Consider the following 14,339-nt stretch of genomic DNA (forward strand, 5'->3'; position numbering starts at 1 on the left):
CATTACAGCTTTTGTTGTTTACTTTCTTTTTCCAGGTAATTTCCGATGCCAAAAAACAGGAATAATAAAAACGTTAATGAAAATAAAGCAATAGGGAGCGTAAACTTCATTTTCTCATGCCATTTACTTATGTCATATCCTGTTTTAGGGAAACCTGCGAGCACATTCACAACGCTTTGTTGTTCAACTTTTTCAAGATTCACTTGAAGTCTTTGATTTTCTAGATTCAGACGTTTTTCTATAATTTTAGATTCATCGACCACTAAATTACCGGATTCGGCATCACCCATGTACAAATTAGTCCCCGAACCGGGTATGGGTTCTTTATTCGATTCATTTATTCTAATAGTAAGGTAGGCATCAACCAAAGAGTCTGTTTTTCGGACCTGCTCTAACAACGTCTTATCCCTGCGCTCCAAATTTTGTGTATTCACCTCTAAAAGATCTTCTAAATAACTATTATTAGCCAATTCCTCGGTAAAATATTTTTCAATTTTTTTATAAATGGTTTTATCCGTGGACGCCACTCCTATTCTATGAACTTTAAAATTGAATGAGTTCAATGACGCTTTATAAATATCAAAGGTCATGGTAGCACGCGATAAGGAATCTAACCTCAAATAAAATTCGGAATACATCTCGGCTATTTTATTCTCATCCAAATCAGGCTCAATATAAAACCCTTTGAGTTTAGCGGCTTCCGTTGGACTGATATTAAACCGTTTTGCCAGTTCAACTGTGTCCTTATCGACCTCCGCTAATTGATGGAACTGCTTGACATTCTCATACACCTGCCGAGCAGAATTAAAATTTGTTTCTATAAACATGTTGGCACCGTACATTTTATCAGAGTTCATGTCGATAATAAAACCTGCTATCGTCCCAATAAGGATCGCCCCGGCGTACCAGACAAAACGTTTATAAATATGGATGAGAAATAGTAATACAACTTTGTAAAGCCCAATAAAAATACTGGCTATAAATTTGAAAAAGCGGTCGAAAGCATTTCCTATCAACTTGAATAACTGCCCTAAGTCGACTTCCTCTGAAGCTTGTGGTTGTTGGTTTTCCTTGCTCATTATATTATGTTAAGATTTGTTCTAAAATGGTTCGTGTTATTAAATAGGTGGGTTTTACCCCTGAGGTTCCCAGACCACCGGAGGCTAGAGTTGCCCCCGTTTCTAATGGGTTATCACTGGCGTAGTAGGCGTAGCGTACTTTTACATCTGGACTGATACTACTGCGTACTTTGGCTGCTGCCTGGATCGCCTTTTGATAATGCGCCCCTTCCATTTCTAGGCCAATAACCTGCCAGGTTGAGTTATAAAAGAACTTCAATATGTCCTTATTCTGTAACGAGGTCCCTAATACCGTGACCATCGTACCTTCATAAACCGCCACACCTTTTCCTTCCAGATCCGCTTTTTTCAACTCGTTCTTAAAGGGGTAGTTATCTGCCGTGCCTTCAAAAATATGTGCCGAAGGGATCATAATATCGCCTTTGCCACCTTCTAAGATCCCGGCTTTTCCCATAATGGAAACGGAGTCCACATTCAGATGGTGTTTTTTCTTTTTTAATCCGTAGGGCTTCAATAGCTCATCAATAGTCTCATAAGCCTGCTCTCCGAAGGCATAATCCATCACCAGGATGACCGGTTTTTTCTCATGAACTACCTCTGCATTCACGGTAATATCCAGTCCTGACAGATCGATCTTCGTTGTATCAAATATTTGAACATCGATATTCGTTCCTGAAGTATCTTCAATATAGATCATTCCTTTTTCTTCTCCTTCTTTATACACACGATTTCTCAAGACCTGATTTCCTTTTTTGCTTAAGGATTCATAGACCTTAAATACATCTTTTTTCTCTGCCTCTGTTTTTAAGGCTTTAGGTGTGAACAAGGTATTCATCACACTATGCATGTTGGCACTTATAATATGTAACGGTCGATCAATCAAATTGTTTTTGAACAACACGTCTTTAATATTATCAGCCCAGATCTCTCCGTGTATATGATGCCCAATGCGCTCTCGCAACACCGGACTGAAAGTCACCGTACGTTTGTTATCATTCACCTGTTCGTCAATGGCTAATTTACCTAACCAATAGATCAAATGCAAGAGACGCTCAGGTTGTGAAGGTGTCGCAAAATCTTTATAAACCGCCGTAATTTCTTTAAAGGTATGCCCCAGAATATTTGCCATGTGGGTAATGGCTACCTCACGGTCTTCACGGGTAAGTTTCTTTTTTAATACCGCATTTTCCAACTTTACCCAATCACGGGTCGTCGCGCCATCTTCATTAATAACAACTTTATTACTGATCTTATGTGATTCGATGAATAAAAATGTAAGGTGTGTCAGGATATCGTAGATCTCAGAACGGCCACGTGTAATTTCAATATTCATTTGCTCCGCATCAATACGGTAACAGTTCCGACGTCGTTTTTCAGGGATAATGGGTTTAAAATGCGATGAGGCGTAGCCTTCATCACTGGTCAGGTTTATAAAGCGACATTCTTCAATCCCTTGCGGTAAGCGGTCTACCACATAATGCAAGCCCGCCAGTTCTGCTTTTTCTTCACCTATAGAACCATAAATTTCAGGCCGTAATAAGAGCAAAGACTGTCTCAAGGTTTCCCCCGAAACACCCATAGGTTTGTAAAACCCACGGTTAAACAAATGACGCATCGTGATGTACATCCGTTCAATGGCATTCGAACTTTCCTGCGCCCGTGTTCTCCCTTGTAATTTCTTTTTAGCCATCTTAAAATATTCTTGCCAAAGATAGTATTATTTCGAACTTTTGTAAGTAAATGTTTCTACAATTTTCCGGTCATTCGATAAGCGTGGAAGCTTGTTTTGACCGCCTAATTTCCCAACAGATTTCATATACTTTTTAAACCCATTCTTTTCAACCGATTGTATTTTAAGAGGTTGTAATACTTTCCCCTGTATTAAGTCGTAGTAGTAGCTATTTTGTTTTTGAAGGGCTTCGTCTATTTTTTTCGCTAAAGCGGAAAGGTCTTCCGGTTTTTTATCAAACTCGATGAACCATTCATGGTAAGGCAATTCGCCTTCAGTATTGATCTGTGGTGCTACCGTGAACTCTGAAACGCTGGCTTCCGAATCGGTTAAAGCTTCCTGCAAGGCCTGTTCCACTTCTTTTCCAATAACGTGTTCCCCAAACGCTGAAATAAAATGTTTGATACGCCCGGAAACGATCACGCGATAGGGTTTCAAGGACGTAAATTGTATGGTATCTCCAATATTATAAGCCCATAAACCGGCAGTACTGGAAATGATCATCACATAATTAACACCCAATTCAACATCCTTAATGGTAAGTCGCTTTGGGTTGTCATTAAAGAATTCATCCGCTTTTATAAATTCATAAAAAATACCTGAATCCAGCTGAAGCAACATGCCTTTTTCATTTTGCTTATCCTGAAAGGCAAAAAATCCTTCACTGGCCGGGTATAACTCGATACTGTCGACCTTCCGACCGATCAATTTTTCGAATTTGGCACGATAGGGTTCATAATTCACGCCGCCGAAAATAAACAGGTTGAAGTTCTCAAACAGTTTACCCACCGGCTTTCCGGTTTTTTCATTAAGTCTTTCAAAATACATTTGAACCCAGGAGGGAATGCCCGAGATCACCGTCATATTTTCGTTTTTGGTCTCTTCAACGATCGCATCTACTTTTGTTTCCCAATCTTCAATACAGTTGGTTTCCCAAGAGGGCATGCGGTTTTTTTGCAGATATTTGGGCACATAGTGCGCCACAATACCCGAAAGTCGACCTAATTTTATGCCGTTCTGCTCCTTTAAAACCGGACTACCTTGTAAAAAGATCATCTTTCCATTCACAATGTCACTCTTTCCTGTATCATGGATATACATGAGAATGGCATTTTTTGCCGCATCAATATGTGTTGGCATACTTTCCTTTGTGATTGGAATGTATTTTGCTCCTGAAGTGGTTCCTGAAGTCTTCGCGAAATACGTGGGTTTACCGAGCCATAGAATGTCTTCCTCACCGGCTACCACCCGCTCTACATAAGGTTTTAAGTCTTCATAGTCTCGGATGGGAACCTTTTTCGCAAAATCCTCATAGGTGTTTATGGACTCAAACCCATGATCTTTTCCAAATGCCGTGTTTTTAGCCTGACTGATGAGGCTTTTAAAAACCTTTTGTTGCGTTTCAACAGGGTTTTCAGACCATTTTAAGATCTGTTTATGGACTCGTTTTGCCAGAAGTTTTGCTAGGTATGCTTTAAAGATCATGCGCTAAAATCGATAAAATTCATGGGGTTAATGGGATAACCATCATTCCAAAGTTCAAAATGAAGATGTGGGCCTGTAGATAGTTCTCCGGCATCACCTGCCGTGGCGATCACTTCTCCCGATTTCACCAGGTCGCCCTGGGCTTTCGACAGCGCGGTATTATGTTTATACACCGAAATTAAACCATAACTATGCTCCAGAATAATGACGTATCCTGTGCTGGCAGTCCAACCGGCAAAAACAACAACGCCATCAGCCACTGCTTTTACAGGCGTATCTTTGGCTACCGCAATATCAACAGCGTAATGTTTCGTTTTTACATCATATACTGAAGTGACCTCACCACTTACCGGTGGAAACAAAACAAAATTTGTAGCTGTTGTAGCAGATTCGAAAAGGTTGTACTTATCTTCCTTGTCCACCCTTTCTCGCAACAGTGAATCTTCCGCCGAAGGCGCAAAATCCACTTTACTTGCTTCCACTTTGGTGGCTTCTATAATAGAATCTTTATTGAAATCCTCAGGGCTAACATCACCTTTTAACACTTTTCTGATAGATTCAAAATAGCGTTCATTCATAAGGATAACCTGAGTTAATGAATCGGTCTTGTAGCTTAGTTCCGTGGCCTTTTGTTTCAAGGCTGTAGACGAATAGCCCGGAATATATTCCCGTAAAGGGGTGTAGGCAATAGCGGCAAAAACGCTTACAGATAACACTATAGTGACCAAACAAGCAATAACAAAAACATTGAGGCGCGTGAGTTTAAGGGATAGTCGTTCTTCGAAAGTATCTTCGTTAAGAATGACTAGCTTGTATTTGTCAAGGAGCTTTCGTCCTATTTTTTTCTTCTTGTTCATTTTCGCCATAAAAAACAAAATTAAATAAAATTACGCCACAACCTATTTTTTTAAACCTATTAAAGTTTATGCCAAGAACGCTTTTATTTCACTTTAATTATTAACTTTGTAACCTAAATTAGAAATTATGAGTTTATACATGATTCCATTAGCTATAGGGCCTTGGCAAATAGCTTTAATTGTTGTGGTAGTATTGTTATTATTTGGAGGAAAGAAAATACCAGAACTCATGCGTGGGTTAGGCAGTGGTATCAAAGAGTTTAAAGATGCCAGTAAAGAAGAAGATACCGCCGACAAAAAGAAAGAATAACAACATATAACCATAAAAAAAAGACCAATTTTTGAAAAATTGGTCTTTTTTTTGTTCTTGATTTTCCGGGTTTATTGGAGCTTTATAGATCTTAAAATAGCTTCAACCTCCAGCATATAATTGCGTTTATCAACCGAAGGGGCAAATACAAAACCTTCGGCTACAACCCAGCGATTGTTCTTTTTATCTTCAATGGTGTAATTTAAGAATGGCCCGGCCATAAAGGCGTTTTTCAAGTCCCACAATCCTTTCGTTTCATAAGTAAATTTTCCATCTACAGTGGTTTCCCCATGAAACGGTGCATAGGCATCCTCCGTACCCATGTAGGATCCTTCCAAACGTCCTGGAACCTCTGTTTTTCCCACAGAGTCTCTGATCTTTATGATCTGATGTATTGTACTGTCATTCTTCTTAATGGCATCTAGCGGAAGTTCATAGAACATTAAATGCATTGATCCGGTATTGATATCTTTAGAGTACCAGAAAAAAGGACCATCTTTTTTAATGAGTTCATAGATCGAAGGAAATTCAAGAGTTATCCCTAAGCTATCCTGTAAATTTTTTGTGCTGTGCAGCGATAAGTTCATTTGACGCAGGCGCTCAGCCATTTCTTCATTTCTGAATAATTTGATGATCTCGTCCTTATTCATTTCCAGTCCCTTGATAATAGCCTCCTGAGATTTCCCTGATACAGTGATCACTTTTTGTGGCTGCGCATATACGTTATCTTTAATGGTTACGGCTGCATCTTTTCCGGGCTCGATCATTAAAATGGTTCTGTTCTTTGTTACAAAACCTGAAAAAACAGACGGCGGAATATGTGCAATGGTGAACATGGGTTCGTCTTGAGGCAGGCCATAAATAGGCGTTGCCAAAACATTGCGAACGGCATCACCCACCGGACCATTCCAAAGCTCATTTGAGATCACAACCGACACATGATTTAAGTTTCCTGTTGAATTGAGCAGGACGGTTTCTTGTGATCCTTTTTTGTCATTGCACGATACAATGACCATACAAATTAAGGCTATGCCTAGAACATTTTTTATTGTCATAATGAAATTCATTTTAAAGGACTTAGCTCTTCGAAATTTTCAAAGTCATCCCCGGTTTCAATTTAGTGCCACTAATACCGTTCCAATCTTTAATATTTTGGACAGAAACTCCAGGAAATTTTTGAGAAATGCTCCAAAGTGAGTCGCCACTTTTCACAACATAGCTTGTTATGTCGCCTGATAATGGCTTCGAAGGTGTTGTATTTACTGTCTTTTTCGGCGGTGGCGCCACATAAGGTTTACGTGGGTAAATGGTGAGTCGCTGTCCCACACTTAAATTGTTAGATCTAAGACCATTCCAGCTTTTTATATCACTGACACGAACTCCATAGCGTCTTGAAATCAGTCCTAGATAATCACCGGAAACCACACGATAACGAATACGATCATTAGCATTAAAGAACTGCGGTAGTGGTTTTTCGCGTTTTTCAAATTCCGCTTTAGCGTAAGCATAGATACTATCCTCGTTAGAAACAAATTTCCCAACAACCTCGTTTGGCAAACGCAAACTGTAATTTTCATCTTTTATAAACGGAATGATATCAAGCTTGTAAGATGGATTTAAAAATTCCAATTGTTCGATAGGCGTTCCCGTGACTTCTGAAACCTGATCGAGACTGATCATTTGTTTTACCCGAACTGTATCGGTCTCAAAATAGGTTAATTCCGGTTTGTAGCGTTTGAATCCATGCTCATTGGCATATTCAAAAATATACATGGTGGCTAAAAAGGCAGGTAGATATCCTGCGGTTTCCCGAGGTAAATAATGTCGTAGATTCCAATAATTCTGATAGCCTCCCGAACGCCGAATGGCTTTGGTAACATTTCCTGGACCCGAATTATAGGCCGCCAGGGCCAGATCCCAATCACCAAAAATCTCGTAGAGCTTGGCTAAATATTTTGACGCTGCCACCGTAGATTTTATCGGGTCGCTGCGTTCATCTACATAACTGCTTACATCTAAGCCATACATTTTTCCTGTGGCAAACATAAACTGCCACAAACCCGTTGCGCCAACACGCGATTTCGCGCGTGGTTTCAAAGCCGACTCTACAATAGCCAAATACTTGATTTCGAGAGGAATGTTTTGGTTGTCCAATTCCTGTTCGAACAGGGGAAAGTAAAAGGCGCTCAGCATCATAAGGTGTTGCAAATGCTCATGACGGTTTTTTAAATACGACTTGATAACGCTTTCTAACGAAGGGTTATATGCCACATTAAATGGCGTTTTCGCATTCAATGCTTCCAGCCTGGCCTTTAAGGTATCTGTTGGTAATTCAGGATAGTCAACAGGTTCGAAATCCACATCGGCCAGATCGCCGTTAATGCTATCGAAACTATTTTCTTTGTAAAGTTCCTGATACCATTTTTTGTCAATTTTAGCCAATAATGGATCGTCTTCAAGAGGTTTCTCAGGCATACTGTCAACCGCGATCATTGGTTTGATCGTCGTTGGGGTGCCATCAATAATGGTGGTTTTTGGGGTTTGGCCTTCTTGTGTCCCACCTCCATTGGTTTGGGAAAACCCAATCAATCCGCTTAAAAAAACTAAAATAAAAATTCTCATAACCATATAACTAATCTGCTTTCACTTGTGAACGCTATCATGGCTAAATTCGTATTTTTTAAGCGCAATTAAAAGCTAATTTTTAATTTATTCTAAAATAGCAGCGATACCCGGGAGTGTTTTTCCTTCTAAACTTTCAAGCATAGCCCCACCGCCGGTGCTTACATAACTCACCTTTTCTTCAAAACCAAACTGTTTTACAGCAGCTACAGAATCACCGCCACCAACAAGTGAGAATGCGCCTTTTTTGGTTGCTTCTGCGATAGAATTTCCTAAAGCGATCGTTCCTTTTGAAAATGCTTCCATTTCAAAAACACCTAAAGGTCCGTTCCAAAGTATCGTTTTAGATTGTAATACAACATCATGAAATTGTGCTATAGATTTTGGTCCGGCGTCAACACCTTCCCATCCATCTCGAATGGCGTTAATAGGCACGATCTGCGTATTGGCATCATTGCTAAACGCATCAGCTGCCACCGTATCTACCGGTAAATGAACCTCAACATTTTTCGCTTTAGCTTGTTTTAATATATCGAGTGCTAGATCCATTTTATCATCTTCGCAAATAGAATTTCCAATACTCCCACCCTGTGCTTTAATAAAAGTGAAAGCCATACCGCCACCAACAATAAGGTGATCGACCTTATCTAAAATGTTTTCGATAATAGTAATTTTTGAAGATACTTTCGCGCCACCTAAAATGGCTAATACCGGTTTTTCTCCCGTTTTCATTACCTTATCAATGCTTGCGATCTCTTGTTCTAATAATTTCCCAAAACATTTAGAGCCTTCAAAAAATTTGGCAACAATTGTTGTTGAAGCATGCGCACGATGCGCTGTTCCGAAGGCATCATTCACATAAATATCACCTAATTTAGAAAGTTTTTCGGCGAAAGCCTCGTCACCTGCAGTTTCCTCTTTATAAAAACGTAGGTTTTCCAATAATAAGATCTGACCGGGTTCTAAAGAGGCTACGGCTTTTTCGGCTTTTTCTCCAACACAGTCGTCCACAAAAATGACTTCAACACCTAAAATCTCTTCAACTTTAGAGGCAATATGACGTAATGAAAATTCGTCCTGAACGCCTTTTGGGCGGCCCAAATGTGACATCAGCACACAGCTGCCGCCATCTTCTAATATCTTTATAATCGTTGGTTTTGCTGATACAATTCTGGTGGCATCGGTAACCTCAAATTTATCATTTAACGGCACATTGAAATCCACGCGGATTAAAGCCTTTTTATTTTCAAAATTAAAATCCTCTAAAGTCTTCATCTATATATAATGTTTTTGTTTTTAAGCTATTGAATCACAAATGTAACTAAATAAACAAGCAATTAAAATGGGTTTTTTTACGAAAACGTTTGAAGTGTCAAAGATTTTTAAAAATTGGCTAATTCATTTTCTTCGAATGACCTATTTCATTAGAAAAGTTTTAAAAAATTATGTAGGTTTGTTTTATGCTATTCTCAGAGATCTTAGGCCAGGACCACATCAAAAAACACCTTACGCAATCCGCGGATAACGGGCGTATTCCTCATGCGCAATTGTTCGTTGGACCCGAGGGTTGTGGCACCTTACCTATGGCTATTGCCTATGCGCAATATATCCTCTGTGGCAATATTAATGGTGAAAATAATAGCGGGAATGAAACCTGCAATTTGAAGTTCAACCATTTATCGCATCCCGATCTGCATTTTGTCTTTCCGGTTACCACGAGCGATAAGGTGAAAAAACACCCTGTTTCAGCACATTATATGGAAGAATGGCGGCAATTACTAAAGGAACAGCCTTACGGCAATCTGTTTGACTGGTACCGTTTGCTGGGTGTTGATAACAAGCAAGGACTGATTAGTGTTGATGAGGCTCAGGATATTATAAAAGCCTTGTCTTTAAAAGCCTATGAAGGCGGTTATAAGATAATGATCATTTGGATGGCAGAGAAAATGAATGCTGCCAGCGCCAATAAATTATTGAAACTTATTGAGGAGCCTCCAAATAAAACCATTTTTATATTAATTGCTGAAGACGAAGAGCAAATCATCAATACCATCCGATCGCGATGCCAGGTCTTACATTTTCCGCCCTTGGCGGAAGCCATCATTAAAAAAGCTTTGATGGAAAAACAAAACGTTCCGGAAGCTGTAGCCACGAAAATAGCACATCAAGCACATGGTAATTATAATAAGGCCTTTGACCTGATAAACAAAAGTTCTGAGGACCTGCAATTTGAAACCTGGTTTATTTTCTGGATCAGAAGTGCCTTTAAAGCCAAGGGGAATAAAGCAGCTATCCGTGATCTGATCTCTTGGAGTGAGGACATTGCAAAATCCGGTCGCGAAACTCAAAAACAATTTTTACATTTTTGTTTGGATTTCTTCCGGCAGGCCATGTTACTTAATTATAAAGCCCACGATCTGGTGTATTATGAACCTGAAACTGATTCATTCGACCTTAAAAAATTTGCCCCTTTTGTTCATGGCGGAAACATTATAGAAATAAACAACGAGCTTCAAGACGCCATGTATCATATAGAGCGTAACGGTAACGCTAAGATCATTCTCACCGATCTCTCTATAAAGCTCACTCGATTACTCCATAAAAAGGAAACTCCCGCCCAATAAAAAACCCTGAAAAAAGTTGTTATTCAGGGTTAATTATTTGATAATCAGTATTTTAATTTGTTTTGTACGCAGCATTAAGGGAATCCAAAATGGTCTGGGTAAGGTCGTATTGTTCGTCACCATAAAGAACCGAAGAGGTTGCATCGGTAGTTCCAAGAACGAACGAATACCCATGACGTTCGCCATAAGCTTTTTCATAGTTACGAACTTTCTGGATGATCGAATCAAGTTCTGCCTGAAAGGACTCTCTAAAGTTTTGAGCTTCCATCTGCTTTCGCTGATCTTGCATTTGCTTTTTCTGACCTAATTCCTGGTACTTTTTCTGAGCGCTGTTCTGAGACATTTTACCAGCGTTATTCTGAAAGTCCTGAACCTCGGTTTGAAAGGAAGCATCAATACTATCGAATTTTTTTCGGAAGGCATCTTCCTTTTTTTGGAACTCTTTTTCAAGATCCAATTTTTCTTCATACTTATTAATTATAACACCGTTGTCTACAAATCCGATTTTAGTTTGTTTCTGACACGACGTAAAAGCCAAAAGGGCCAAAGCTATAACAGCGAAATTTTTCATGGTTTGTTCATTTAACTGAAACAAATGTAATAAAGTAAAACTTAAGAATTCCCTAAATATATATTGTGGTTTTGTTAAATAGCTAAAAACTATTTAAAACAAGAATCTCGATAGTTTTTTGTTATTCAATTTGAATTGAAATAAAGCGATTTAAGCTCGTTTCAATTTTTGGAAGGGTAATGTCATCTCCTTTAACCAAAAAAACAAATTAAACCAGTCTCAAGCTTTTTTTACTCCTTTTTTAGAATATAAATCAAGGAAGAGGCTTCTTTTGTGAAAAGCGCCTTAATGTTTGAGCGTAAGCCTGTCCAAAAACCTTTCACCGGATTCATTTTTCCGGTTTTGTATTTTTCTGAAAGCATGCTTACATAAAATGCATCAAACCACATGGGTTTTATTTTTATAAGTTTTAATTGAAAATGATCGGCCAATTTCTTTATCGCGTTTTTATTAAAATGCCACAAATGTCTGGGCACATCATAAGCGGCCCAAAATTTATGGTAGTAGCCCGCATCAAAACTATTGTGATTGGGTACAGCGATCACTAAAACACCGCCAGGTTTTAAAAGTGATTTAAAATGTTGCAGCTGTTTTTCAAGATTGGGTAAATGTTCTAATACATGCCACAAACAAATAATATCAAATTGCCCCTTTTCAAATTGAGATAAATGGTCGGTATCAAAAACAGTATTACCTGTTTTCTGGTTAGCAATAGTCCGCGCTTTTTCATTTGGTTCAATACCATAAACAGCCCATTCATTTTTTTGAGCAGCTTGTAAAAAATCTCCAGTGCCACAGCCAACATCTAAAAGTTGTTTTCCGTTTGAAGCGTACTTCGAGATTAATTTTATTTTTTGCTTTACAGAATATGCCCGAACAGCATGATATACTTTTTCAAAAAGATTTCTTTTGGAATCGGTGTGTGAAATATAATCTTCACTTTCATAGTAGTCTGAAAGCTTATCCGGTTCCGGAGCGGGAACGGTCTCTAAATAGCCGAAGGTTTCGTTTTGTTTTAAACGAAATAATTCTCCAGAAACCGAGTAATCTTTAATATGTAAATCTGTTGGTTTGTAAATCATGAATTAAAAAACAGCTATTTTTAAGCCTTAAATTTTTTTGAATAATGAAATTGTTCCACGTGGAACGATGCTTATTCAGAAAATATCAGCGACCCATATAAACCAAAAGTACCGAAATATCATTTGGGGAAACACCGCTAATTCTTGAGGCTTGTGACACCGTTGTAGGTTGGATTTTCTTTAACTTTTCTCGAGCCTCAAAACTCATTGATTTGATTTTAGAATAATCAAAACCCTCGGGTATTTTTACATATTCTAAACGGGATAATTTATCCGCGTTATTTTTTTCCTTGGCAATGTAGCCGGAATATTTTACCTGAATTTCTGTTTGTTCAATCACTTCATTATCCAAATTATTGGACACAATATATGCATCTACAGCATCTACTTTTCGAATATCAGACATAGAAATATTTGGACGTGCAAAGATCTTAAAAAGTTTTCCGGATTGATTTACCGGAGACGATTCATTGGCTTCCAAAATGGGATTTATCTTCTCAGGACTAACACTCGTTTCTTTAAAAAAGCTAACAAAATTTTTAGCAGCTTCATGCTTCTCCTCCATCCGTCTTAACCGTTTTTCTGAAGCCAGACCCAATTCGTAACCTTTGGGCGTTAAACGTAAATCAGCATTATCCTGTCGCAACAAGGTTCTATATTCTGCTCTGGATGTAAACATTCGGTACGGCTCTTCCGTACCTTTTGTGATCAGATCATCAATCAAAACCCCTATATAAGCTTCATCCCTTTTTAGAATAAACGGTTCTTTTTCCTGGACCTTTAAACTGGCATTAATACCTGCCATTAACCCTTGCGAACCCGCTTCTTCATAACCCGTAGTTCCGTTAATCTGACCGGCAAAATATAACCCGGAAACTAATTTGGTTTCTAGTGTATGGCGTAATTGGGTTGGTGGAAAATAATCATATTCTATGGCATATCCAGGTCTAAAAAATTTCACATTTTCAAAACCGTCCACAGACTTCAAAGCACGATATTGCACATCCTCAGGTAAGGACGTCGAGAATCCATTGACGTAAACCTCAACCGTATTCCAACCCTCGGGTTCAATAAATAATTGATGTCGATCCTTATCCGCAAAGCGATTAATCTTATCCTCAATAGAAGGACAATAACGTGGCCCTAGGCTCTTAATTCGTCCATTGAACATTGGCGAACGATCAAAGCCTTCACGAAGTAAATCATGTACTTCCGGACTGGTATAAGACATATGACAAGACCGTTGTTTCGTTAACGGTTTAGTAATATCCAAGTAAGAGAATTTCTCAGGATTTTCATCACCAGGTTGTTCTACCATTTTAGAAAAATCCAAACTTCTTCCATCTACTCTTGGTGGCGTCCCCGTTTTCATTCTGCCTGAATCAAATCCCAGACTCACCAATTGCTCGGTAATACCTGTGGCAGCTTTTTCACCTGCACGACCACCACCAAAATTTTTATCTCCAATATGGATCAATCCATTCAAAAAGGTCCCATTCGTAAGCACCACAGTTTTCGATCGAATTTCAATCCCTAATGACGTTTTCACCCCAACAACTTTATCTCCTTCCAATAAAATTCCAGACACCATTTCCTGGTAAAAATCTAAATTAGGAGTACGCTCCAAAAGAAGTCTCCAGTCTTCTGCAAAACGCATTCGGTCAGATTGAACACGGGGACTCCACATAGCAGGGCCTTTGGATTTATTAAGCATCTTAAATTGAATAGCAGATGTATCTGACACGATACCACTATAACCACCCAATGCATCTATTTCCCGAACAATTTGCCCTTTAGCTATACCACCCATAGCAGGGTTGCAAGACATTTGGGCTATGTTCTGTAAATTCATAGTAACAAGCAATGTTTTGCTCCCCATATTAGCAGCGGCAGCAGCAGCCTCGCTACCAGCATGTCCGGCACCAACAACTATTACATCATAAACATCATGAAACATAGGCTTGTGAATTTTTTAGATGT

The 14,339-nt window shown here is 38.9% G+C and carries 12 protein-coding genes; 2 read left to right on the forward strand and 10 right to left on the reverse strand.

Annotated features, from left to right (window positions below):
• Positions 1 to 2 precede the first annotated feature (2 nt).
• The 4 genes from V8G61_RS13680 to V8G61_RS13695 are packed head-to-tail and all read right to left on the reverse strand — an operon-like array spanning position 3 to position 5,159.
• A complete protein-coding gene (locus V8G61_RS13680; RefSeq protein ID WP_394876432.1) occupies positions 3 to 1,079 on the reverse strand; it encodes a hypothetical protein in 1,077 nt (358 codons plus the stop codon).
• A 4-nt stretch (positions 1,080 to 1,083) separates the two neighbouring features.
• Positions 1,084 to 2,769, reverse strand: coding sequence for a DUF6909 family protein (locus V8G61_RS13685; RefSeq protein ID WP_394876433.1), 1,686 nt, complete (start codon positions 2,767 to 2,769; stop codon positions 1,084 to 1,086).
• 27 nt (positions 2,770 to 2,796) lie between these two features.
• The gene (locus V8G61_RS13690) at positions 2,797 to 4,293 is read right to left on the reverse strand and encodes a GH3 auxin-responsive promoter family protein (protein WP_394876434.1); all 1,497 of its coding nucleotides are present in this window, start codon (positions 4,291 to 4,293) and stop codon (positions 2,797 to 2,799) included.
• Positions 4,290 to 5,159 carry a M23 family metallopeptidase gene (locus V8G61_RS13695; RefSeq protein WP_394876436.1) on the reverse strand — a complete coding sequence of 290 codons (870 nt, stop codon included), beginning with the start codon at positions 5,157 to 5,159 and terminating at the stop codon, positions 4,290 to 4,292. The genes V8G61_RS13690 and V8G61_RS13695 overlap by 4 nt, the downstream gene beginning before the upstream one ends.
• A 118-nt stretch (positions 5,160 to 5,277) precedes the next feature.
• On the opposite strand from V8G61_RS13695, the gene tatA reads away from it, so the two are divergent.
• Positions 5,278 to 5,460 carry a twin-arginine translocase TatA/TatE family subunit gene (tatA, locus tag V8G61_RS13700; protein ID WP_394876437.1) on the forward strand — a complete coding sequence of 61 codons (183 nt, stop codon included), beginning with the start codon at positions 5,278 to 5,280 and terminating at the stop codon, positions 5,458 to 5,460.
• Positions 5,461 to 5,531: 71 nt separating this feature from the next.
• Here the strand turns inward: tatA and V8G61_RS13705 are convergent, their stop codons facing one another.
• From V8G61_RS13705 to V8G61_RS13715, 3 genes are all read right to left on the reverse strand, one after another.
• Positions 5,532 to 6,515: a DUF4837 family protein gene (locus tag V8G61_RS13705; RefSeq protein ID WP_394876438.1), complete on the reverse strand. Its 984-nt coding sequence runs from the start codon at positions 6,513 to 6,515 to the stop codon at positions 5,532 to 5,534.
• 22 nt (positions 6,516 to 6,537) lie between these two features.
• Positions 6,538 to 8,088, reverse strand: a complete 1,551-nt coding sequence (locus V8G61_RS13710) for a LysM peptidoglycan-binding domain-containing protein (protein ID WP_394876439.1) — start codon at positions 8,086 to 8,088, stop codon at positions 6,538 to 6,540.
• Between the two features lie 81 nt (positions 8,089 to 8,169).
• Positions 8,170 to 9,357: a phosphoglycerate kinase gene (locus V8G61_RS13715; protein ID WP_394876440.1), complete on the reverse strand. Its 1,188-nt coding sequence runs from the start codon at positions 9,355 to 9,357 to the stop codon at positions 8,170 to 8,172.
• A gap of 185 nt (positions 9,358 to 9,542) precedes the next feature.
• Between V8G61_RS13715 and V8G61_RS13720 the strand changes: the two genes are divergently transcribed.
• Positions 9,543 to 10,706 (forward strand): ATP-binding protein, encoded by a 1,164-nt coding sequence (locus V8G61_RS13720; RefSeq protein WP_394876442.1) that lies wholly within the window; start codon positions 9,543 to 9,545, stop codon positions 10,704 to 10,706.
• Positions 10,707 to 10,758: 52 nt separating this feature from the next.
• On the opposite strand, the gene V8G61_RS13725 is transcribed toward V8G61_RS13720, so the two are convergent.
• The 3 genes from V8G61_RS13725 to mnmG form a co-directional block, all read right to left on the reverse strand.
• Positions 10,759 to 11,277: an OmpH family outer membrane protein gene (locus tag V8G61_RS13725; protein WP_394876443.1), complete on the reverse strand. Its 519-nt coding sequence runs from the start codon at positions 11,275 to 11,277 to the stop codon at positions 10,759 to 10,761.
• A gap of 230 nt (positions 11,278 to 11,507) precedes the next feature.
• On the reverse strand, positions 11,508 to 12,359 hold the full coding sequence (locus tag V8G61_RS13730; protein WP_394876444.1) for a class I SAM-dependent methyltransferase: 852 nt from the start codon (positions 12,357 to 12,359) through the stop codon (positions 11,508 to 11,510).
• A gap of 85 nt (positions 12,360 to 12,444) precedes the next feature.
• A complete protein-coding gene (gene mnmG / locus V8G61_RS13735) occupies positions 12,445 to 14,316 on the reverse strand; it encodes a tRNA uridine-5-carboxymethylaminomethyl(34) synthesis enzyme MnmG (protein WP_394876445.1) in 1,872 nt (623 codons plus the stop codon).
• Positions 14,317 to 14,339: the final 23 nt, after the last annotated feature.

Origin of the sequence: Gaetbulibacter sp. M240 (assembly GCF_043876815.1) — a bacterium.
Classification (GTDB): domain Bacteria; phylum Bacteroidota; class Bacteroidia; order Flavobacteriales; family Flavobacteriaceae; genus Gaetbulibacter_A.

Coding starts and splice junctions, on each gene's coding strand:
- V8G61_RS13710 (WP_394876439.1), bottom strand. CDS start 8,088: ATGGTTATGAGAATTTTTATTTTAGTTTTTTTAAGCGGATTGATTGGG.
- V8G61_RS13705 (WP_394876438.1), bottom strand. CDS start 6,515: ATGACAATAAAAAATGTTCTAGGCATAGCCTTAATTTGTATGGTCATT.
- V8G61_RS13690 (WP_394876434.1), bottom strand. CDS start 4,293: ATGATCTTTAAAGCATACCTAGCAAAACTTCTGGCAAAACGAGTCCAT.
- V8G61_RS13695 (WP_394876436.1), bottom strand. CDS start 5,159: ATGGCGAAAATGAACAAGAAGAAAAAAATAGGACGAAAGCTCCTTGAC.
- V8G61_RS13715 (WP_394876440.1), bottom strand. CDS start 9,357: ATGAAGACTTTAGAGGATTTTAATTTTGAAAATAAAAAGGCTTTAATC.
- V8G61_RS13685 (WP_394876433.1), bottom strand. CDS start 2,769: ATGGCTAAAAAGAAATTACAAGGGAGAACACGGGCGCAGGAAAGTTCG.
- V8G61_RS13720 (WP_394876442.1), top strand. CDS start 9,543: ATGCTATTCTCAGAGATCTTAGGCCAGGACCACATCAAAAAACACCTT.
- tatA (WP_394876437.1), top strand. CDS start 5,278: ATGAGTTTATACATGATTCCATTAGCTATAGGGCCTTGGCAAATAGCT.
- mnmG (WP_394876445.1), bottom strand. CDS start 14,316: ATGTTTCATGATGTTTATGATGTAATAGTTGTTGGTGCCGGACATGCT.
- V8G61_RS13725 (WP_394876443.1), bottom strand. CDS start 11,277: ATGAAAAATTTCGCTGTTATAGCTTTGGCCCTTTTGGCTTTTACGTCG.
- V8G61_RS13730 (WP_394876444.1), bottom strand. CDS start 12,359: ATGATTTACAAACCAACAGATTTACATATTAAAGATTACTCGGTTTCT.
- V8G61_RS13680 (WP_394876432.1), bottom strand. CDS start 1,079: ATGAGCAAGGAAAACCAACAACCACAAGCTTCAGAGGAAGTCGACTTA.